Origin of the sequence: Streptomyces himalayensis subsp. himalayensis (assembly GCF_013778455.1) — a bacterium.
GTDB classification, from domain to species: domain Bacteria; phylum Actinomycetota; class Actinomycetes; order Streptomycetales; family Streptomycetaceae; genus Streptomyces; species Streptomyces himalayensis.
Genome location: NZ_JACEHE010000006.1, coordinates 153,646 through 173,942 on the forward strand (window position 1 = coordinate 153,646; position 20,297 = coordinate 173,942).

Annotated in this window: 15 protein-coding genes; 6 read left to right on the forward strand and 9 right to left on the reverse strand. The window is 69.2% G+C overall.

All coding sequences use genetic code 11. The annotated features are described in order from the left end of the window. Window positions 1-55: 55 nt before the first annotated feature. Complete coding sequence (locus H1D24_RS12395; protein WP_181657520.1) at window positions 56-892, forward strand: aldo/keto reductase; 837 nt, start codon at window positions 56-58, stop codon at window positions 890-892. Between the two features lie 111 nt (window positions 893-1,003). Here the strand turns inward: H1D24_RS12395 and H1D24_RS12400 are convergent, their stop codons facing one another. The 3 genes from H1D24_RS12400 to H1D24_RS12410 form a co-directional block, all read right to left on the reverse strand. Continuing rightward, window positions 1,004-1,555, reverse strand: coding sequence for a PLAT/LH2 domain-containing protein (locus H1D24_RS12400; RefSeq protein ID WP_181657521.1), 552 nt, complete (start codon window positions 1,553-1,555; stop codon window positions 1,004-1,006). A 315-nt stretch (window positions 1,556-1,870) separates the two neighbouring features. Further along, window positions 1,871-3,589: a glycoside hydrolase family 6 protein gene (locus H1D24_RS12405; RefSeq protein WP_181657522.1), complete on the reverse strand. Its 1,719-nt coding sequence runs from the start codon at window positions 3,587-3,589 to the stop codon at window positions 1,871-1,873. Between the two features lie 13 nt (window positions 3,590-3,602). Then, window positions 3,603-5,135 carry a cellulase family glycosylhydrolase gene (locus H1D24_RS12410; RefSeq protein WP_181657523.1) on the reverse strand — a complete coding sequence of 511 codons (1,533 nt, stop codon included), beginning with the start codon at window positions 5,133-5,135 and terminating at the stop codon, window positions 3,603-3,605. Window positions 5,136-5,392: 257 nt separating this feature from the next. On the opposite strand from H1D24_RS12410, the gene H1D24_RS12415 reads away from it, so the two are divergent. The 3 genes from H1D24_RS12415 (at window position 5,393) to H1D24_RS12425 (ending at window position 12,527) form a co-directional block, all read left to right on the forward strand. Next, a complete protein-coding gene (locus H1D24_RS12415; protein WP_181657524.1) occupies window positions 5,393-8,308 on the forward strand; it encodes a glycoside hydrolase family 48 protein in 2,916 nt (971 codons plus the stop codon). Window positions 8,309-8,423: 115 nt separating this feature from the next. Further along, entirely contained in the window at window positions 8,424-11,108 is a 2,685-nt protein-coding gene (locus H1D24_RS12420) for a cellulose binding domain-containing protein (protein ID WP_181657525.1), read from the forward strand. Between the two features lie 195 nt (window positions 11,109-11,303). Then, a complete protein-coding gene (locus H1D24_RS12425) occupies window positions 11,304-12,527 on the forward strand; it encodes a vanadium-dependent haloperoxidase (protein ID WP_258564019.1) in 1,224 nt (407 codons plus the stop codon). Between the two features lie 71 nt (window positions 12,528-12,598). Here the strand turns inward: H1D24_RS12425 and H1D24_RS12430 are convergent, their stop codons facing one another. Further along, window positions 12,599-14,500, reverse strand: coding sequence for a rhamnogalacturonan lyase (locus H1D24_RS12430; protein ID WP_445194915.1), 1,902 nt, complete (start codon window positions 14,498-14,500; stop codon window positions 12,599-12,601). 231 nt (window positions 14,501-14,731) lie between these two features. On the opposite strand from H1D24_RS12430, the gene H1D24_RS12435 reads away from it, so the two are divergent. Beyond that, complete coding sequence (locus tag H1D24_RS12435) at window positions 14,732-15,511, forward strand: SDR family NAD(P)-dependent oxidoreductase (protein WP_181657527.1); 780 nt, start codon at window positions 14,732-14,734, stop codon at window positions 15,509-15,511. A 114-nt stretch (window positions 15,512-15,625) separates the two neighbouring features. Here H1D24_RS12435 and H1D24_RS12440 read toward each other — a convergent pair whose 3' ends face one another. Next, the gene (locus H1D24_RS12440; RefSeq protein WP_181657528.1) at window positions 15,626-16,339 is read right to left on the reverse strand and encodes a class I SAM-dependent methyltransferase; all 714 of its coding nucleotides are present in this window, start codon (window positions 16,337-16,339) and stop codon (window positions 15,626-15,628) included. 26 nt (window positions 16,340-16,365) lie between these two features. Then, window positions 16,366-16,671 carry a 4a-hydroxytetrahydrobiopterin dehydratase gene (locus H1D24_RS12445; RefSeq protein WP_181657529.1) on the reverse strand — a complete coding sequence of 102 codons (306 nt, stop codon included), beginning with the start codon at window positions 16,669-16,671 and terminating at the stop codon, window positions 16,366-16,368. 206 nt (window positions 16,672-16,877) lie between these two features. On the opposite strand from H1D24_RS12445, the gene H1D24_RS12450 reads away from it, so the two are divergent. Further along, window positions 16,878-17,687: a helix-turn-helix domain-containing protein gene (locus H1D24_RS12450; RefSeq protein WP_181657530.1), complete on the forward strand. Its 810-nt coding sequence runs from the start codon at window positions 16,878-16,880 to the stop codon at window positions 17,685-17,687. 12 nt (window positions 17,688-17,699) lie between these two features. Here H1D24_RS12450 and H1D24_RS12455 read toward each other — a convergent pair whose 3' ends face one another. The 3 genes from H1D24_RS12455 to H1D24_RS12465 form a co-directional block, all read right to left on the reverse strand. Continuing rightward, the gene (locus H1D24_RS12455; protein ID WP_181657531.1) at window positions 17,700-18,155 is read right to left on the reverse strand and encodes a hypothetical protein; all 456 of its coding nucleotides are present in this window, start codon (window positions 18,153-18,155) and stop codon (window positions 17,700-17,702) included. A 199-nt stretch (window positions 18,156-18,354) separates the two neighbouring features. Continuing rightward, window positions 18,355-19,494: a Gfo/Idh/MocA family protein gene (locus tag H1D24_RS12460; protein ID WP_181657532.1), complete on the reverse strand. Its 1,140-nt coding sequence runs from the start codon at window positions 19,492-19,494 to the stop codon at window positions 18,355-18,357. Beyond that, complete coding sequence (locus tag H1D24_RS12465; RefSeq protein ID WP_181657533.1) at window positions 19,491-20,258, reverse strand: ThuA domain-containing protein; 768 nt, start codon at window positions 20,256-20,258, stop codon at window positions 19,491-19,493. Before H1D24_RS12465 ends, H1D24_RS12460 begins: the two co-directional genes overlap by 4 nt. Window positions 20,259-20,297: the final 39 nt, after the last annotated feature.

A 20,297-nucleotide genomic window follows, 5' to 3' on the forward strand; every position in this document is an offset into this window, starting at 1 on the left:
CACCCGTGATCGTTGACGATGGACGTACCACCCGACGACAAAGGATCGAGAGCTCGTGAGCAGCAAGGTCCCCCCGATCATCCTCAACAACGGCATCGAGATGCCGCAGCTGGGTTACGGCGTCTGGCAGGTGCCGGACGACGAGGCCGAGCGGGCCGTCGCCACGGCGCTGGAGACCGGGTACCGCAGCATCGACACCGCCGCGATCTACGGCAACGAGGAGGGCACGGGCAAGGCGATCGCCGCGTCCGGCATCCCCCGCAAGGACCTCTTCATCACCACCAAGCTCTGGAACAGCGACCAGGGCTACGACTCGACGCTGCGTGCCTTCGACGTCTCCCTCGAGAAGCTCGGTCTCGACTATGTCGACCTGTATCTGATCCACTGGCCGCTGCCCGCCCGGGACCAGTACATCGACACGTACAAGGCCTTCGAGAAGCTCCTCGCCGACGGCCGCGTCAGGTCCATCGGCACGTCCAACTTCCTGCCGGAGCACCTGGAGCGGCTGATCGACGCGACGTCCGTGATCCCGGCCGTCAACCAGATCGAGCTGCACCCGCACCTGCAGCAGCGGGCGGCCCGTGAGTACCACGCGGAGCAGGGCATCGCCACGGAGGCCTGGTCGCCGCTGGGCCAGGGCAAGGGCCTCCTCGAGGTCCCGGCGATCATCGCGATCGCCCAGAAGCACGGCCGTACGCCCGCGCAGGTCGTGCTGCGCTGGCACATCCAGCTGGGCAACGTGGTGATCCCCAAGTCCGTGACGCCGTCCCGGATCAAGGAGAACATCGAGGTCTACGACTTCGAGCTGGACATCGAGGACCTCGCCGCGATCAGCGCCCTGAACGAGGAGCGCCGGCTGGGCCCGGACCCGGCGACGTTCGACTACTCCTGAAGCCGGCGAACAGCTGCGTGGCCGCCCGGCTCCCGGGCGGCCACGCTTGCTGTCAGGCCGGAAGGATCGACGTCCGAGGGACCGAAGTCGGACGGATCGGCGTCCGACGGATCAGCGCAGATACGGCCAGTACACCGTCAGTGTCGGGTAGGAGTAGACGTACACCTTGCCGTCGGGCTGGGTGTGTGCGCCCGGGATCTGGTCGTTCCCGAGCCACCGGTACCGCGGTCCCCCGAAGGGAAAGGAAGGGGCCTTGAGCGGTTTCGGTCCCCACCAGCCGCCGTTCGGACCGAGCCTGATCGATCGCAGGCACCAGTCGTCGTCGCCATCGTTGCCGTCCGGGCCGAATTTGCGGAACTCGACGGAGTAGGTCAGGTCCCAGCCGACAGGCGGGTCGGCGAGGTCGTACACATCGCGGGCGCCCCGCTCGAAGTCGTTGTAGTCCGGATGGTCAAGCAGTTGCCACTGCGTGCTCAAGCCGTTGTAGCTGTGCAGCCTGACGTACACGTGGTCATTGGTTCCGGCACCGCTGACGTTGCAGGTGCTGACGGTCAGGTCGCCAGTCAGACCGGACTTCGCTGTGGCCGCCGAAGCCGATGGGATCGCTGGAGCGCTCAGGGCTGCCAGGGTCGCGATCGCCGCCGCAGCCGTACGGATTTTCATGAAACTCGACTCCTCACGCCGGGAAAGCATCGGATGCGAGGCCGAGCATCAGTGCCCACGGCGCGGTGGGCGGGAAAGCGCGCCACGAAGATCGGCTGGTCGGTCCCAGGAATTCAGCCGGACGGTCGTCCGAGCACCCGGCGCCGCTGGTCCTGTCGGGTTCCCTCCGTCGTGCTATTCGCTGGTCCGTTGTTCCTGTTCGTCGAGCCCTGGACGGACTACGCCTCCGGGACCCGACGGCGGGAGCTGGTCCGCCGGGCCCCGGAGCTGGTCCGCCGGCGCCGGCCGTGAGGGCCGGCACCGGCGGACCTGGCGTCACAGCGCCGGGTACGCGTTCTTCATGAGCTCCTGGAACTGGGCGGAGAACCAGTGCCCGGACAGGGGCGCGTCCCCGAGGGCACCGGACATGTTGTAGCCGTTACGGGCGTTCCCCTCGTACGTCGGGTCGCACATCCGGTCGAAGCCCTTGCCCTCCTCGTTGTCGATCTGCTTGCTCGCACCGTCCGACTCGCCCGGGGGCTTCATCCACACGTAGGCGTCGATGCCGGGCTCGGGGGAGGCCTGCGGGCGTTCGCCGAGGCCGGCTCCGGACTGGTTGCACCAGTTGCCGGGGTTGATGCGGCGGTCGTAGCGGCCGCCGTCGACGTAGGTGTCGACGTCGGTGGTCGCGCCCGGTCCGGTGGGCCGGTCCGCGCCGCCCCAGCCGTTGCGCGAGGTGTCGATCAGCATGCCGATGCCGGAGTTGAAGCCGATCGAGACGAGCTCTTCACGCAGGGCCTGGGAGAAGGACAGCTCGTCCGTGTACTGGTTCCAGTCGACCCAGTTGGACTCGCGGACAGACTTGCCCGCCACGGTGTCCGTGATCTTGAAGTTCTCCTCCTTCAGGGCGCTGTAGTTGGCGGTGTTGGCGATGAAGCCGTGGACGTCGTCGACCGTGGCACCCTCGGCGGTGGCGGCCTTCTTGAACATCTCCGCGGACGGGGTGAAGTTGCTGTCCCAGCCGATCCAGCCGTGGTGCCCGGCATCGACGTAGTTGTAGACGTTGGGGACGTCACCGAGCTTGTTCAGGGCGTAGCCGACGCCCTTGATGTAGTTGCCGTTCGCCAGCATCGTGTCGCACTGCGGCGTGGCCGTCTCCCGGCTGCCGGTGTTCGTGACGAGGTTCGGCAGCGAGTCGATCTCGACCGTCGTGACGATGCGCAGGTCCGCGTACTTCTCGTCGGCGAGGATCGCGGCGATCGGGTCGATGTACTCCGTCTTGTACCGGTCGATCTCGTCGTCCTTGAGCTCGCCGTTGGAGGCGAGCGCCGCGCAGTCGCGGCCGGGCAGGTTGTAGATGACGAGCTGGACGACCATCTCGTCGGAGCCCTTCTGCTCCAGCGCCGCGTCGAGGTGGTCGCGCAGGCCCATCTTTCCGCTGGCGCCGTTGATGGCGGCGATCCGGTCGAGCCAGACACCGGTGGGCTGGTTGGCGATCCGGTCGCCGCCCGGCTCGGCGGCGGCCTTGGCGGACCACTCGGGGTTCACGTACACCTTGGCCCCGGAGTACGGGTTGTCCACGCGCTCACCCGGCTCCGTGGGCGGGTCGGTGGGCGGGTCGGTGGGCTCACTGCCGCCGCCGTCGTCGACGTTACAAGTGACACCGTCGAGCGTGAAGGTGGTGGGCAGGGCGTTGGTGCCGGTGTAGGTGCCGTTGAAGCCGAAGCTGATGGAACCACCGGTGGCCAGCGACCCGTTGTAGCTCTCGTTCTTCGCCGTGACGTCGGCACCGCTCTGGCCGATCTGGGCGTTCCAGCCGTTGGTGACCTTCTGGTTGCCGGCGAACGTCCACCCCAGGGACCACGACGACTTGGCGGCGCCGTGATTGGTGATCGTGACGGCGGTGGTGAAGCCGGTGTCCCACTGGTTCTGCACCTTGTAGTCGACGGTGCAGGGGACGGCGGCGGTGGCGACGTCCGCCAGCGTCAGGGCGCTGCCCGTAGCCCCTGCGACCAGGGCGAGCGAGGCCAGTAGTGCTGTTCTCTTGCGACTCATGTGCGGGTTTCCTTTATCCCTCGAGGGCGCGCAGGTGATCGCGCAGCCCGATGCCGAACGACGTCGGAGTACCGTCGTAGTTACTGATCAGGGCGGGTCCGGAGTTGCAGTTCCAGGTGTTCCAGGTCCAGCCCAGGTAGGACTGGCCCCGGTCGTCGAACCACTGCATGACGCGGTCGATGAACGAGTGCGCGCAGGTGTTCTCGCCGATCTCGCCCGCGACGAGCGGGACTTCGGCGGCGACCGGAGCGAGCGTGGAGTTCCAGCAGCTCTCGTTGGCGCAGGTGTTGAAGTTGTACACGTGCCAGGCCGCGGCGAGATTGCCCGCCGGGTCTGACGGCTTGTACGTCAGCCACTGGCTGAGGTCGTTGGAGTAGGCGAGGCCGCCCGCCAGGATCAGGTTGGTGGCGCCCGTGTCCCGGACGGCGTCGACCAGGTCCTGCATGCCCGCGACCTCGTACTCGATGCCGGGGCACGTGCCGCCGTCGCGCCAGCAGGTCCAGGCCTGCTCGGCGGTGGGGGTGGGGCGGTCCGCGTACGGCTCGTTGAACAGGTCGAAGACGACGGCCTTGTCGTCCTTGAAGGTGTTCGCCACCGAGGCCCAGAAGGACGGCGTGTACTGCATGTTGGGCATCGGCTTCTGGCAGCTGGCGTGGACGTCGGAGCAGCCGGCCGAGTTGCCGGTGTACTGGCCCCACGACCAGTGCAGTTCCACGACCGGCGTCATGCCGTGCGCCTTGACTCGCGCCACCAACTCCTTCACGGCATTGATGTAGTTGGCGCCCGCGTACTCGGGTTTGATGTTGTCCAGGCCCAGCCAGCACTCCTCGTTGAGCGGGATGCGGACGGTGTTCACGTTCCAGTCGGCGATCGCCTTGACGGAGGCGTCGTCGACCGGGCCGTCCCAGATGCCGTATCCCTGGACGCACATGAACTCGCCGCCGGAGCGGTTGACGCCGAGCATGCGGCGGGTGGCGCCGTTCGCGTCCACGAGCTTGTTGCCGGAGACCTTGAGGGCGGGCGGCCCCTCCTCAGGGTCCGACGGATCGGTCGGCGGATCAGTGGGCGGATCGGTCGGTGGATCCGTGGGTGGATCGGTCGGTGGATCGGTGGGATCCGGGTCGGGCTCGGACTCCACATTGCAGGTGGCGCCGTTCAGCTTGAACGTGGTGGGCGCGGTGTTGCTCCCCGACAAGGAGGCGAGGAAGCCGGCACTGGTGCTCGCGCCCGTGCCGAGGGAGCCGTTGTAGCTCTCGTTGGCCGCCGTGGCGGTCGTGCCGGACTGGGACCACTTGGCGTTCCAGCCCTGCGTGACCTTCTGACCGTCGGCGAAGTCGAAGGTGAGCTCCCAACTGCTCACCGACGGACCGTTGTTGGTGAGGGTGACGGCTCCCTGGAAGCCGCCGTCCCACTGCCCCACGGTCTCGTACTCGACCGTGCAGACGGGTTCGGCCCCGGACGCCGTGACCACGGGTGCCACCGCGGTGCCCACCAGGGCCAGCCCGGCCGAGATGAGCAGCGCGGATAATCGCGGGGGGTGTCGCATGAGCGACTCCTTACAGATCGTGCGTCGTCCGTGACGGACGCGTCGACTGATGGAACCGCTCCCACTGGTGCGTAAGAAGCTAGCGCCAAGTGACGGCAAAAACCAGGGGAGTTAGTTTCTTCATCCATCGAAACAGTTCGACTCTTCAAGAACCTTGACCCCTCCAGCCCCTCTCCCCAATATGGGAGCGCTCCCACTGGTTCAAAGCTTGTTGCGCCACCCCCCTGTTGTTTCGAGCCGCAAGGAGAAACCAGCGCATGCACCAGAGAAGGAGACGCCGCGCCGCGCGGCGGTTATGGACCGCCGTGGTGGCGGCTCTAGCCATTCCCTTGACGACGGTGGCCACCGGCCAGAGCCCCGCACAGGCGGCGGCCGTGCAGTGCAGCGTCGACTACACGACGAACGACTGGGGCTCCGGCTTCACCGCCGAGCTGACGGTCACCAACCGGGGCACCGAGGCGATCGACGGCTGGACCCTGACGTACGACTACACCGGCGATCAGAAGCTGACCAACGGCTGGAGCGGGATCTGGTCGCAGTCCGGCAAGACCGTCACCGTCAAGAACGAGTCCTACAACGCGAAGATCGCCGCCGGGGCCGCCATCTCCACCGGCGGCCAGTTCACCTACAGCGGCACCAACGCCGCGCCGACGAGCTTCGCCATCAACGGCACCACGTGCGCCGGCGCCCATCAGCCACCGGTGACCGTGCTGACCAGCCCGGAGGCGGGCGCGATCTTCAGCGAGGGCGACACCGTGCCCATGGCCGCGACCGCCGCGGCCGCCGACGGTGCCGACATCGAGAAGATCGAGTTCTACAACGACACGGAGTTGCTTGGCACGGACACCACCGCGCCGTACACGTACGACGCGGACGGTCTGGCGGCAGGCAACCACTCGCTGTACGCCAAGGCGTATGACAGCCTCGGCGCGGCCGCGGAGTCCACGCCTGTGGGCATCACGGTCGCCGAGGGACCGGCCGTCGTCGCGTCGCCCACCCAACTGGGCGTCAAGCAGGGCGAGTCCGGGAGCTTCGAGGTGAAGCTGTCGACCAAGCCCTCCTCGAACGTGACGGTGTCGGTGGCCCGGACCGAGGGCAACTCGGGCCTGTCGGTCACCGATGGCGAGAGCCTCACCTTCACCGAGTCGAACTGGAGCACAGCGCAGAAGGTGACGATCAGCGCCGACTCGTCCGGCACGGGTGCCGCGACGTTCACGGTGTCGGCCCCCGGCCACGCCAAGGCCGAGGTCGTCGTCACGCAGCTGGGCGCCGGCAAGGCGTACGACGCCCGCTTCCTCGACCTGTACGGGAAGATCACCAACCCGGCGAACGGCTACTTCTCGCCGGAGGGCATCCCGTACCACTCGGTCGAGACCCTGATCGTCGAGGCGCCCGACCACGGCCATGAGACGACCTCGGAGGCGTACAGCTATCTGATCTGGCTGCAGGCGATGTACGGGAAGATCACCGGCGACTGGTCCAAGTTCAACGGGGCCTGGGAGATCATGGAGAAGTACATGATCCCCACGCACGCCGACCAGCCGACCAACTCCTTCTACAACGCCTCCAAGCCGGCCACCTACGCACCCGAGTGGGACCAGCCGTCGCCGTACCCGGCGAAGCTCGACTCCTCGGTCACATCGGGCTCCGACCCGATCGCGGCCGAACTGAAGAGCGCGTACGGCACGGACGACATCTACGGCATGCACTGGATCCAGGACGTCGACAACGTCTACGGATACGGCAACGCGCCCGGCAAGTGCCAGGCGGGTCCGTCCGACACCGGGCCGTCGTACATCAACACCTTCCAGCGCGGCCCGCAGGAGTCCGTCTGGGAGACCGTCACCCACCCGACCTGCGACAACTTCACCTACGGCGGCGACAACGGCTACCTCGACCTGTTCACGGGCGACGCCTCGTACGCCAAGCAGTGGAAGTTCACCAACGCCCCCGACGCCGACGCGCGTGCCGTGCAGGCCGCGTACTGGGCCGACCTGTGGGCCAAGGAGCAGGGCAAGGGCGGTGAGGTGTCGGCGACCGTCGGCAAGGCCGCCAAGATGGGCGACTACCTGCGCTACGCCATGTACGACAAGTACTTCAAGAAGATCGGCGACTGCGTGGGCCCGTCCGCCTGCCCGGCGGGCACCGGCAAGAACAGCTCGCACTACCTGATGTCCTGGTACTACGCCTGGGGCGGCGCCACCGACACGTCGGCGGGCTGGTCCGTGCGCATCGGCTCCAGCCATGCGCACGGCGGCTACCAGAACCCGATGGCGGCCTACGCGCTGAGCTCGTACGACGCGCTCAAGCCGAAGTCGGCGACGGGCCAGTCCGACTGGGCGACCAGCCTGGACCGGCAGCTCGAGTTCTACGAGTGGCTGCAGTCCGCCGAGGGTGCCATCGCGGGCGGCGCGACCAACAGCTGGCAGGGCCGTTACGCGACCCCGCCGGCCGGTACGCCCACCTTCTACGGCATGTACTACGACGAGAAGCCCGTCTACCACGACCCGCCGTCCAACCAGTGGTTCGGCTTCCAGGCGTGGTCGATGGAGCGGGTCGCCGAGTACTACCACGAGACGGGTGACGCGGGGGCCAAGGGCGTCCTCGACAAGTGGGTCGACTGGGCGCTGTCGGAGACGACCGTCAACCCGGACGGTTCGTTCCAGGTACCGAACACCCTGCGGTGGTCGGGTGCCCCGGAGACCTGGAACCCGTCGAGTCCCGCCGAGAACACGGACCTTCACGTCACCGTCGCGGACTACACCAACGACGTGGGCGTGACCGCCGCGTACGCCAAGACCCTGACGTACTACGCCGCCAAGTCCGGTGACACGGAGGCGAAGACGACGGCGAAGGCGCTGCTCGACGGCATGTGGGAGAACAACCAGGACGCGCTGGGCATCGCCGTCCCGGAGACCCGCGCCGACTACAACCGCTTCGACGACGCCGTGTACGTCCCGAGCGGCTGGACCGGCACCATGCCGAACGGCGACACGATCGACTCGTCGTCGACCTTCGCCTCGATCCGTTCCTTCTACGAGGACGACCCGGCCTGGTCGAAGATCGAGTCCTACCTGGCGGGCGGTGCCGCGCCCACCTTCACGTACCACCGGTTCTGGGCCCAGGCGGACATTGCCCTCGCCATGGGCTCGTATGCGGAGCTCCTCGAATAGTCCCCCGCCGCTCCGTGTACACCCGCCGGGCGGGCCCCAGCTTCCCGGGGCCCGCCCGGTCTCGGTTCCTCCCTTCCTCCCCCCTGTTCCCCCGCATTTCGGAGAGGACATCACCGTGCGAAGAACCCGCACTCTCACGGCCGCGCTCGCCCTGGCGGCCGGCCTGCTCGCGGGCACCCCGCCCGCGGTCGCGGCCGCCGACGATCCTGTGGCGATCGCCGCCGACACCTACACCTGGAAGAACGTCCGGATCGACGGGGGCGGCTTCGTCCCCGGCATCGTCTTCAACCGCACCGAGAAGAACCTCGCCTACGCCCGCACCGACATCGGCGGCGCCTACCGCTGGCAGGAGTCGACCAAGACCTGGACACCGCTGCTCGACTCGGTGGGCTGGGACGACTGGGGGCACACGGGTGTGGTCAGCCTGGCCTCCGACTCGGTCGATCCCGACAAGGTGTACGCGGCCGTCGGCACGTACACCAACGACTGGGACCCCGGCAAGGGCGCCGTACTGCGGTCGTCGGACCGCGGGGCGAGCTGGCAGAAGGCCGAGCTGCCGTTCAAGCTGGGCGGCAACATGCCGGGCCGCGGTATGGGTGAGCGCCTGGCCGTCGACCCGCACGACAACAGCGTGCTGTACCTCGGCGCACCCAGCGGCAAGGGCCTGTGGCACTCCACGGACTCGGGCGCCACCTGGTCCGAGGTCACGAGCTTCCCGAACCCCGGCAACTACGCGCAGGATCCGGGCGACACCAGCGGCTACGCCTCCGACAACCAGGGCATCGTCTGGGTCACCTTCGACGAGTCGACGGGCACGGGCTCCTCGAAGACGCAGACCATCTACGTCGGGGTCGCCGACAAGGAGAACGCCGTCTACCGCTCGACCGACGCGGGCGCCACATGGTCCCGCGTGGCGGACCAACCGACGGGCTACCTCCCGCACAAGGGCGTACTGGACGCGGAGAACGGCTTCCTCTACCTCGCTTACAGCGACACGGGCGGACCGTACGACGGCGGAAAGGGCCAGGTGTGGCGGTACGCCACCGAGAGCGGTGAGTGGAAGAACATCAGCCCCGTCGCGGAGGCCGACACGTACTACGGCTTCAGCGGCCTGTCCGTCGACCGGCAGAACCCGGGCACGGTCATGGTCACGGGCTACAGCTCCTGGTGGCCGGACACTCAGATCTTCCGCTCTACGGACAGCGGCGGCACGTGGACGAAGGCCTGGGACTACACGTCGTACCCCAACCGCGAGAACCGCTACACGATGGACGTGTCGTCCTCGCCCTGGCTGACCTGGGGCGCGAACCCCTCGCCTCCCGAACAGACCCCGAAGCTGGGGTGGATGACGGAGTCCCTGGAGATCGACCCGTTCAACTCCAACCGCATGATGTACGGAACGGGCGCGACCATCTACGGCACCGAGAACCTGGGCCAGTGGGACAGCGGCAGCAAGTTCACCATCAAGCCGATGGTGGAGGGCCTGGAGGAGACCGCGGTCCTCGACATCGCCTCTCCCCCCTCCGGCGCACCGCTGCTCAGCGCGCTCGGCGACATCGGCGGCTTCCGGCACACGGACCTCACCAAGGTGCCGCCGATGATGTACACCTCGCCGAACTTCACGTCGACTACAAGCCTGGACTTCGCCGAGACGAAGCCCGACGTGGTGGTGCGCGTCGGCAACATCGACTCGGGTGCGCACGTCGCCTTCTCCACGGACAACGGCTCCAACTGGTTCGCGGGGCAGGACCCTTCGGGTGTGACGGGCGGCGGAACGGTCGCGGCGGCGGCTGACGGCAGCCGCTTCGTGTGGAGCCCGGACGGCGCGGGCGTGCAGACCACGTCCGGATACGGCTCGTCGTGGACCGCTTCATCGGGCATCCCGGCGGGCGCGATCGTCGAGTCGGACCGGGTGGACCCGAAGAAGTTCTACGGCTTCAAGTCCGGGAAGTTCTACGTCAGTACGGACGGCGGCGTCTCGTTCAGCGAGAGGGCCTCGACCGGCCTGCCGGCGGAGGGAAACGTCCGCTTCAAGGCGGTGCCGGGCAAGGAGGGTGACATCTGGCTGGCCGGCGGCTCGACGACCGGCGCGTACGGCCTGTGGCACTCGACGGACGCGGGCGCCACCTTCACCAAGGTGTCCGGCGTCGAGCAGGCCGACACCATCGGCTTCGGCAAGGCGGCACCCGACGCCTCGTACCAGACGCTCTACACCAGCGCGAAGATCGGCGGTGTGCGCGGCATCTTCCGCTCCACGGACGCGGGCCAGAGCTGGGTGCGGATCAACGACGACGCGCATCAGTGGGGCTGGACGGGCGCCGCGATCACGGGTGATCCGCGGGTCTACGGGCGCGTGTACGTGTCGACGAACGGCCGCGGCATCATCTACGGCGACACGGCGGACACGGGCGGCGGCGAGACCGATCCCCCTGGCGATGGGGATGGCGACGGGGACGGTGACACCGATCCGCCTGCCGACGGTGCCTGCACCGTGACGTACAAGATCACCAACGAGTGGTCGGACGGTTTCCAGGCGGACGTCACGCTCACCAACACGGGCGATGAGGCCTGGTCCGGCTGGTCACTCGGCTGGTCCTTCCCCGACGGCCAGAAGATCAGCCAGATGTGGAACGCGTCGCACACGCAGGACGGTTCGGCGGTGACGGCGAAGGACGTGGGCTGGAACGCGAACGTGGCGCCCGGGGCGTCGGTGGCGTTCGGCTTCACCGGCAGCTCGTCCGGGACGAACGGGAAGCCGACGGCGTTCAAGGTCGGGGAGGAGGGGTGCGCGGTCAGCTGACGCTCGTCCGAGTCCCCAGGCACAGACGGAGGGCGCGTGCACGGGCACGCGCCCTCCACCAGCATGCGGCACCCTCGACAATCGACGTGACCGTTCACCTATTTGACTGTTAAGTCAGCTATGGATATCTCTCGTTCGAGGAGACGGGCCGTCACCGGCGCTGTCGCATCACTGCTGCTCCTCACCGTCACGGCCATGGCCGGTCCCACAGCCACCGCCGGCAGCCACTCGAAGCCTTCGGCGGACCCCGCGGCGATCCGCGAATGGAACGCCATCGCCACCGACACCATCAGCACCAACCTCGGCGCCACCCACCCCTCCGGGCAGGCGGTCATCTGGCACGGGTTCGTCTCGGCTGCCGTCTACAACGCCGTGGTCGGCATCGAGGGCGACTACGCCCCGTACAAGTGGCAGGTGCGCGGGCCCTCTACCGCATCGCCCGAGGCGGCGGCCGTGACCGCCGCCCACCACGTACTGGTCACCTGCTTCCCCGCCTCCCAAGGCCCGCTCGACGCCGCCTACGCCGACTCCCTCGCCAAGATCCCCGACGGCACCGCGAAGAGGCAGGGCGTGGCCTTCGGCGAACGCGCCGCCGACCACATCATCGACCTGCGGGAAGGCGACGGCCGGTTCGAGCCGGTGGAGTTCACCGTTCCGCCCGCGCCCGGCGTCTGGCGGCCCACCCCGCCCGCTTACCGGCCCTTCCTCGACACCTGGCTCGGCAGGATGCGTCCGATGGCGCTCACCTCCCCGTCCCAGTTCCGTCCCGGCGGGCCGCCCGCCCTGTCCTCGGCCCGCTACGCCGAGGACGTGAACGAGGTGAAGACGATGGGGGCGAGGACCGGATCGCCCCGTACGGCGCACCAGACCGAGACCGCCCTGTTCTTCGGGGGCAATCTGGTGGTGCAGTTCCAGACGGCGTTCCGGGACTACACCGCCCGGCACCGTCTGGGCATCGCCGAGACAGCACGGTTGTTCGCCGCGGCGAACACGTCGGCGACCGACGCCGTCGTCGCCACATGGGACGCCAAACTCCACTACGGATTCTGGCGGCCGATCACCGCCATCCAACTGGCCGACACCGACGACAACCCCGCGACCGAAGCCGATCCGCAGTGGCAGCCGCTGCTCGTCACGCCACCGCACCCCGACTACGTCAGCGGCCACGCCGCGGTCGCCGGCGCCGTGACCCGGACCCTGACCGGGATCCTCGGCACCCCTCACCTCGACCTCAACATCTCCTCCGAGGCCACGGACACAACCCGGCACTACGATCACGCCGACCAGCTCAACGAGGACATGATCAACGCCCGTGTCTGGGCCGGAATCCACTTCCGCACAGCGGACATCGCCGGGCGTGAGACCGGCAGCCGCATCGGCGTCTGGACGCTCAACCACCACTTCCAGCCGCTGCGCTGAGCATGCCGCAGACCACCCCCGCGCGCGGCGGGGGTGGTCAATGGAGGCCGCTGTGTGGGGCGAAGGTGCCGCTACGGCGTGGTGATGGTCGGCCGCGGTGCCGTCGGCATGCCGTTGCCGATGAAGAAGCTCGGGTGCGGTGGCTGGTTGTAGGCCGTGTTCTGCCAGGCCAGGCCCGTGCGGTACATGGTGTCGTGGAGCAGTGTGGTGATCTTCGTGTTCGTCTCGTTCGGCGTCGAGTAGATCCGCAGCGCGGTGTTGTTGGACGTGGCCCAGACGACCTCCTCGCGCCAGTCGCCGAGGATGTCACCGGAGAGTGCGGGGGTCGCCTTCGTGCCGTTGTTGGAGTGGACGGAGGCGCCGGTCAGCAGACGCGTGTCGGACGACGTGCCGTACTTGTCGATGTGCGTGCCGTCGAGGAGTTCGCGGGTGGTGTCGCCGTCCCACCAGGACAGGAAGTTCGCGGAGGACGGTTCGCGGCCCTTCGTGGCGCCCGCCTCGTCGCGGATGGACGTGTCGGAGGCCGACCACACCTCTGCGCCGTCGTTGCCCGCGTGGATATCGCCGGCGACGCCGCGGCCGTTGTCGCAGCAGGCCGCCAGCTGCCAGCGGATGGATCCGTTCGACGGGTTGATGTACAGCTCGGCGGGCTGGGACGTCGACTCCGAGACCTTGAAGTACTCCAGGCCGGACGTGGACGGGTCTAGGTCGCCCAGGTGCTGCGCGTCGCCGTGCCCGGTCTTCGTCGTCCACAGGCCATAGCCGTTGTCGTCGACGGCCATCGAGCCGTAGACGATCTCGTCCTTGCCGTCGTTGTCGACGTCGCCGACGGACAGGCTGTGCGAGCCCTGCCCGTCGAAGCCCTTGCCCGTGTTCGTGGAGGAGTTGGTGTCGAAGGTCCAGCGGCGGGTGAAGGCGCCGTTCCGCCAGTCCCAGGCGGCGATCACCGTACGGGTGTAATAGCCGCGCGCCATGATCAGCGAGGGGCGGGCGCCGTCCAGGTAGGCGGTCCCGGCGAGGAAGCGGTCGACGCGGTTGCCGTAACTGTCGCCCCACGACGACACGGTGCCGCGCGCGGGGACGTAGTCGACCGTGCCCATCGCCGCGCCCGTCTGCCCGTTGAACATGGTCAGGTACTCGGGTCCGGACAGGATGTAACCGCTGGAGTTGCGGTAGTCGGCGCTCGCGCTGCCGATGGTGGTGCCCCGGCCGTCCACCGTGCCGTCGGCCGTCTTCATGGCGACCTCGGCCTTGCCGTCGCCGTCGTAGTCGTACACCTGGAACTGCGTGTAGTGCGCGCCCGAGCGGATGTTCCTGCCCAGGTCGATGCGCCACAGCCGGGTGCCGTCCAGCTTGATGCCGTCGATGATCGTGTTGCCGGTGTAGCCGGACTGCGAGTTGTCCTTGGCGTTGGTGGGCTGCCACTTCAGGACGAACTCCAAGGCGCCGTCGCCGTCGAGGTCGCCGACGGAGGCGTCGTTCGCCTCGTACGTATAGGCCACGCCGTCCGGTGTCGTGCCGCCGGCGGGGGGCGTGATCGGGACGTCCTTGTAGCCGGCGCGGAACTGGATGGCGTGCACCGAGTCGCCCTGCTCGACGCCGTTCACGATCGCGCGGACCGTGTAGTCGGCCGAGTTGGGCGCGCCGGAGTGGAAGTAGTTCGTGGAGCCGGCGATCGGCGACGAGTTGACCTTCGTACCGGCCCGGTAGACGTTGAACGACACGTTGTCCGGGTCGGTGCCCAGCCAGCGCCAGCTCACGAGGTTGCCGCTGCCTGTGTGGACGCTGACGACGCCCCGGTCCAACTTCTCGGCCTGCCGGGCCGTCGCCGCGGACGACGTGCCCGACAGCGCGGTGAGCCCGGCGGCGGCCATCGCACCGGCCACGACGGCCGTCACGAGGACGCGGGTGCGGGTGAGCCGGCGTCTGCGGTGGTGCGGACGTGCGTACGGGTGCGGGTGCTCGGTCTGCACGGTTTCCTCCCCGGTGGACGGATGGGTTCCGGTCCCTCAGTTGCCGCCGGGCACTTGGGGGTTGCCGCCAACTGCCGGAAAAATCAAGGGGGTTTCGGCTGCCGCACCTCGTGGGCGAGGACTGTCCGGGAGACATCGATTTCATCGGTGCCTGTCCGCCGGGGCGGGCGCCCTCCGGTGATCGTGAGCCCCCCGGTCGGCCATCCCGATCACGGCATTAGGGTCGGGGGAATGAGCTCGCAGACATACCTCTCCGACCTGTTCTCACTGGACGGCCGGGTCGCCGTCGTGACCGGCGGCAGTTCCGGCATCGGCCGGGCCATCACGGAGGCGCTCGCGCGCGCGGGCGCGCGCGTCGTGGTCGTGGCGCGCACGGAGACCTCGCTGAAGGCCACGGTGGACGAACTGGCGGAGCACGGCTGCCGGGCTGCCTGGGTGAGCGCCGACCTGGCGACCCGCGACGGCATCCGCGCGGGGGCCGAGAAGGCGGCCAGGGCGTTCGGGGAGCCTGACATCCTCGTCAACTGCGCCGGGGTGAACCTGCGGCCGCCGATGGGCGAGCTGACCGACGAGGAGTGGGACACCACGATGACGGTGAACCTGGAGGCGCCCCATCTGCTGGGGCAGCGCTTCGGGCCCGGAATGGCCGACCGGGGCTTCGGGCGGATCATTCACATCAGCTCCCAGCAGGCGCATCGGGCGTTCGTCCAGAGCGGCGCCTACGGTGTGTCCAAGGGGGCTCTGGAGTCGCTGGCGCGCTCACAGGCCGAGGCATGGTCGCCGTACGGCGTCACCTGCAACACGCTGGTGCCGGGGTTCGTCATGACACCCCTCAACACGCGACTCTCGTCCGACCCCGAGAAGGTGGCGGCGCTGGCTGAGCGGACCTTGATCGGGCGCAACGGTCTTGCCGAGGACTTCGCGGGGGCGGCCGTCTTCCTGGCGAGCCGCGCCTCGTCCTATGTCACCGGACAGGCGATCTTCGTCGACGGCGGTTTCTCGGTTCACTGAGCCGGCTCGAGGCGGAGCCGCGGTCCCGACTCGAGGCGGAGCCGCGGTCCCGACTCGAGGCGGAGCCGCGATGCCGACACGCAGGCCTGGCGCTCTTTCATGCCTGGCGCTCTCTCATGCCTGGTAGCGGAACGCCCGAAGCCGGTAGACCGGTTCCGCGCGCGGCATGTCCGGGTCCGGCAGGGCCGCGACGCGGTCCGCGAGGGCCTGGCCGCCCGTGGCGTACACCCTGCCGCGCAGTATCTCGTCGGCGAGACGGCGCGGAGTACGGCCCTGGCCGTGGCCCCGGAAGCAGGCCTCGCCCCACGGGCGCAGGCCGTGCGCGGCGGCGTACTCCGTGATGCGCGCGGACTCGTCCGCGGCGCGCGCCGAACGGTGTGGGGCGACCAGTACGTCGATGTCGCTGCCCACGTCGTGCGCGGCGTTCTTGTCGACGGTCGTCACGAACACCCCGCCGGGCCGCAGCACACGCGCCGCCTCTGCGACCACGGGCGCCGCGTCCGGCAGCAGATGCAGCAGCCAGATGGCGGTGACCGCGTCGAACGAGCTGTCCGCAAAGGGGAGTCGGCGGCTGTCGCCGAGCACCACGGCGCCGTCCAGACGCCGCGCTGCGACGCTCAGCATGCCGGGTGAGATGTCGACGCCCAGCGTCCGCATCCCGGGCCGGGTCAGCCGACCGGTCACCAGACCGGTGCCGCACGCGACGTCGAGCAGGGTGCGCGAGGTGCTGGGCACGAGTCCGAGGACGGCCTCGGCAGCGGCGCGCGCCCGCGGTACGCCCCCGCGCGTACGGTCGTAGACCGCGGCTTCTTTGTCGTAGTCCAGCACCTATTCCCCCACTACCTGTGCGCCGCTCAGCGGATACCGTGCCCCGCCGCCAGCTCCTCCACCTTGTGGGCCAGCTTGAAGTCGAGTTCGGTGACGGCGCCGCCCACGCTGTGGGTGTTCACGGTGAGGGAGACGGTGTTGTAGCCGAGGGTGAGGTCCGAGTGGTGGTCGAGCTGGTCCTGGACCTGCGCAATGTGCACGACCAGCGCGGTGGCCGCGAAGTGGGAGCCGAGCCGGTACGAGCGGGCCAGGCGGTCGCCGTCGAGCGACCAGCCGGGCAGCTCCGCGAGCCGGTCCTCGATGTCCTTCTGCGACAGCGGTTCGACGGCCATGGCCGCGCTCCTTCCGTACAGCGTCGTACGAGCGAATGGGTGCTGCGGGGTCGTACAACCACGTGCCCGTGGTCCTCGGTCACATGCCTGCAGGTCGTCCTCGTCCTCAGCCTGCCACAGGGCGGGTGACCGGTCGCCCCGGCGGACTCCTCCGGCTCCTTCGATGACCACACCTCTCCTGCAGTCGGGCTACTACGGTCGGGTGTATGAGATCGAGTACGGGAGCCACAGGCGTCGGCCGGTTGCTGCGCGACTGGCGCGAGCAGCGCAGGATCAGTCAGCTGGAGCTGGCGCTGCGAGCCGGCTCGTCGGCGCGGCACATCAGCTTCGTGGAGACGGGCCGGTCCCGGCCCAGCGAGGAGCTCGTACTGCGCCTCGCCGAGCATCTGGACGTTCCCGTGCGGGAGCGCAACGCGCTGCTGCTCGCGGCCGGTTACGCGCCCCGCTATCCGGAGACCCCGCTGGACGACCCGGCGCTGGGTGCGCTGCGCGAGGGCCTGGAACGGCTGCTCGGGGGATACGAGCCCTATCCGGCGCTCGTGGTCGACGCGACGTACCAGGTGGTCGCGGCCAACCTCGGTATCGCGATGCTGCTCGACGGCCTCCCGGACCATCTGCTCACCCCGCCCCTGAACGCGATGCGGCTGACGCTGCACCCGCAGGGCCTGGCGCCGAAGATCCGGAACCTGCGCGAGTGGCGCGGCCATCTGCTGGCCCAGATGGAGCGCCAGATCGCGCTGAGGCGTTCGGAGGCGCTACGGGCGGTCTACGAGGAGGTCGCCGCGTATCCGGCGCCGGATCTGCGAAGGGACGACGACGCCGAGGAGCCCTTGGATCCGGTGCCGTGCTTCGCCCTTCCGCTGCGGATCGAGCACGACGGCCGTGTGCTGTCGTTCATCTCGTCGATCTCGACGTTCAACACACCGATGGACGTGACCGTCGCCGAGCTGGCCATCGAGACGTTCCTCCCGGCCGACCCTGCGACGGCCAAGTATCTGCAGTCCCTCATGCCCTGAGGCCGGGCACGGTCACACGGTCCTCAGCTTCCGCAGCGCCGCGTACTGCAGGGCAGCGAAGCCCGCGACCGTCATGGCCTGCAACGGGACCCAGACGGCACCGGCGGTGGTCGGCGAGAGCCAGACGGCGAGGGCGACGAGGCTGAGCGCCGCCCAGATCAGGTTGGCCTCGATCACGGCACGGACGGCGAAGACCGCCGGGCGCCTGCGCCCGGCGAGCACACCGACGCCGGCTCCGAAGACCACCAGGAACACACCGAGGGCGAGCAGCAGCCCCGGGTGCACGCCGAGCAGCCGCCCGAGGGGCCCGGACGCGGCGACGTAGGCGACGCCGTTGGCGGTGGTCGCGACGGCATCGAGGGCGAGGAAGCGGCGCAGCATGGTCCCCGGGTCCGAGGTACGGGCGATACCGGCGAGCGGGGACGCGGAGGTGGGCGTGGACGGCGTGGGCGTAGGCGTGGCGGACATGGCGAACTCAGCCTCCATCGAGGTCGAAAGCGCTGGTCGGGACCTGTCCCCCGGGCCGCAGTGCGGCGGCCCGGGGTCCAGTGCGACCACCATGCCCGGGCGTCGCGTCACGGTCGATTACGTGCGAGGTAATGGAGGTAATGGCGGTGAGGCCCCGGCCGGCAGCCCGACCCGTCGACGCCCTGGAGACTCCTCCGCCTCACCCCGTGGGACACGGTCTTGTCAGGGCGGTCCGTACGGAGGGCCAGGAGGCGAGGACCTCCCGTTCGGCGTCGCCGGCCGTGGCGACCGCCTCGCGGTGCGCGGCGTCCAGGACCTCGTCCACGTGCACCCGCCGGTCCTCGGTCGCGGACAGGACCGCGGAGTCGACCATGGCCAGGCTCATGACGTTCTCGTGGATCTCGCCCCTGGGGACGGTGCCGGTGCGCAAGGCGTGTACGAACTCGGTGAGGGCGCCCTCGATACTCTCCGCGGTGTCCGGGATTCCGCTGTCCTCGGCCGGCGGTGTGCCGTTCGCGTCGATCCGAGGCGGAGTGTCGCCGTCCCAGACGGCGGTGCCGTGCGCGCCGCTCAGGCGCCAGGCGCCGTTCCACGACGTCTCAAGGCCGGGGCTGCACCAGCTGCCGGTGTAGACGTAGCGGACACCGCCGGTCATCTCGAAGACGGCGGTGGCGGCGGCGGCGCCTGCGTACCAGCTCCAGGCGGGGTTGTAGCCGTGGCAGTAGACGGACACGGGCTCGGCATCCAGGAGGAACCGCGCGGTGTCGAAAGGGTGTATGGCCATGTCAAGGAGCAGCGGGTGCGCCATGGCGTCGCGGAAGCCGCCGAAGCGCGGCGCAAGGAAGAACTCGGTGGTGAGGATGCCGAGGTCGCCGAGCCGGCCAGCCAGTTCCCGGAATCGGAACAGCTGCCCGTTGTAGCGGCGTGACTGGCTGACCATGAACAGCAGGCCCGACCGCTCAGCCGCCGCCGCCAGCCGCAGCGCCTCGGCCACGGAGGCGGCCGCCGGCTTCTCGCCGAGCACGGGCAGGCCGAGGTCGAGTGCCCGGAGAGTGACGGGCAGGTGGGCGGCGGGGCTGGTCACATCGACGACGGCCTCGGCACCGGTTTCGGCGGCGAGCGCGGCCAAGTCCGTGCCGGTCGGGGTGTCGGGTGCGCCCACCGCGGCGACGGCGATACGGGCCGCCTCCGGGTCGAGGTCCACGACTCCGGCCAACTCGGTGTCGGGGGACGTCAGGACGGCGTGCAGCCAGGCCCGGCCCATCCCCCCGGCGCCCACGACGATCACCCGAAGCGGAGCGCCGGTCGCCGGCAGGCTGCTGAACACGTGCGCGTTCACGACCGGTTGCCTTCGCCCTCGAACCAGCCGGTCTCGCTGTGGGCCAGCCGTGGGGTCCGGCGTTCCGCCGCTGGGGCTGCCCACGTGACGGCGTTGGCGATGACGCGCCGCACATCGGGGTGGTGGTAGACGGGATAGTCCTGGTCCCCGGGGCTGAAGTAGAAGATCCTCCCGTGGCCCCTGCGGAACGTGCAGCCGCTGCGGAACACCTCGCCGCCCGAGAAGGAGCTGATGAACACCAGCTCGTCGGGGGCGGGGATGTCGAAGAACTCCCCGTACATCTCCTGCTCGTCGATCACGATCGGGTGCGGCACACCGGCTGCGATCGGGTGGGCCGGGTCGACCGTCCACACCAGCTCGCGGTCCCGTTCGGCGCGCCAGCGCAGGGTGCAGGTCGTGCCCATCAGCCGGGTGAAGATCTTCGACCAGTGCCCGGAGTGCAGCACGATCAGGCCCATCCCGGCCATGACGTGCCGGTGTACGCGGTCGACCACCTCGTCCGACACCTCGTCGTGAGCGATGTGCCCCCACCAGGTCAGGACATCCGTGTCGGCGAGCACCTCCTCGGTGAGGCCGTGCTCCGGCTCGTCCAGTGTCGCGGTACGGACCCGCGCGCCGTCGCCGAGATGGAGACGGACGCCCTCGGCGACCGCTCCATGCATGCCCTGCGGATACAGCCGCGCGACGTGCTCGTCCCGCTGCTCGTGACGACCCTCACTCCATACGGTGACCCGCAACGGATCGGCGGACATCTTGGGCGACATAGGGGCTCCGATCCCACACAGTTACGAAAATTTTTTCGC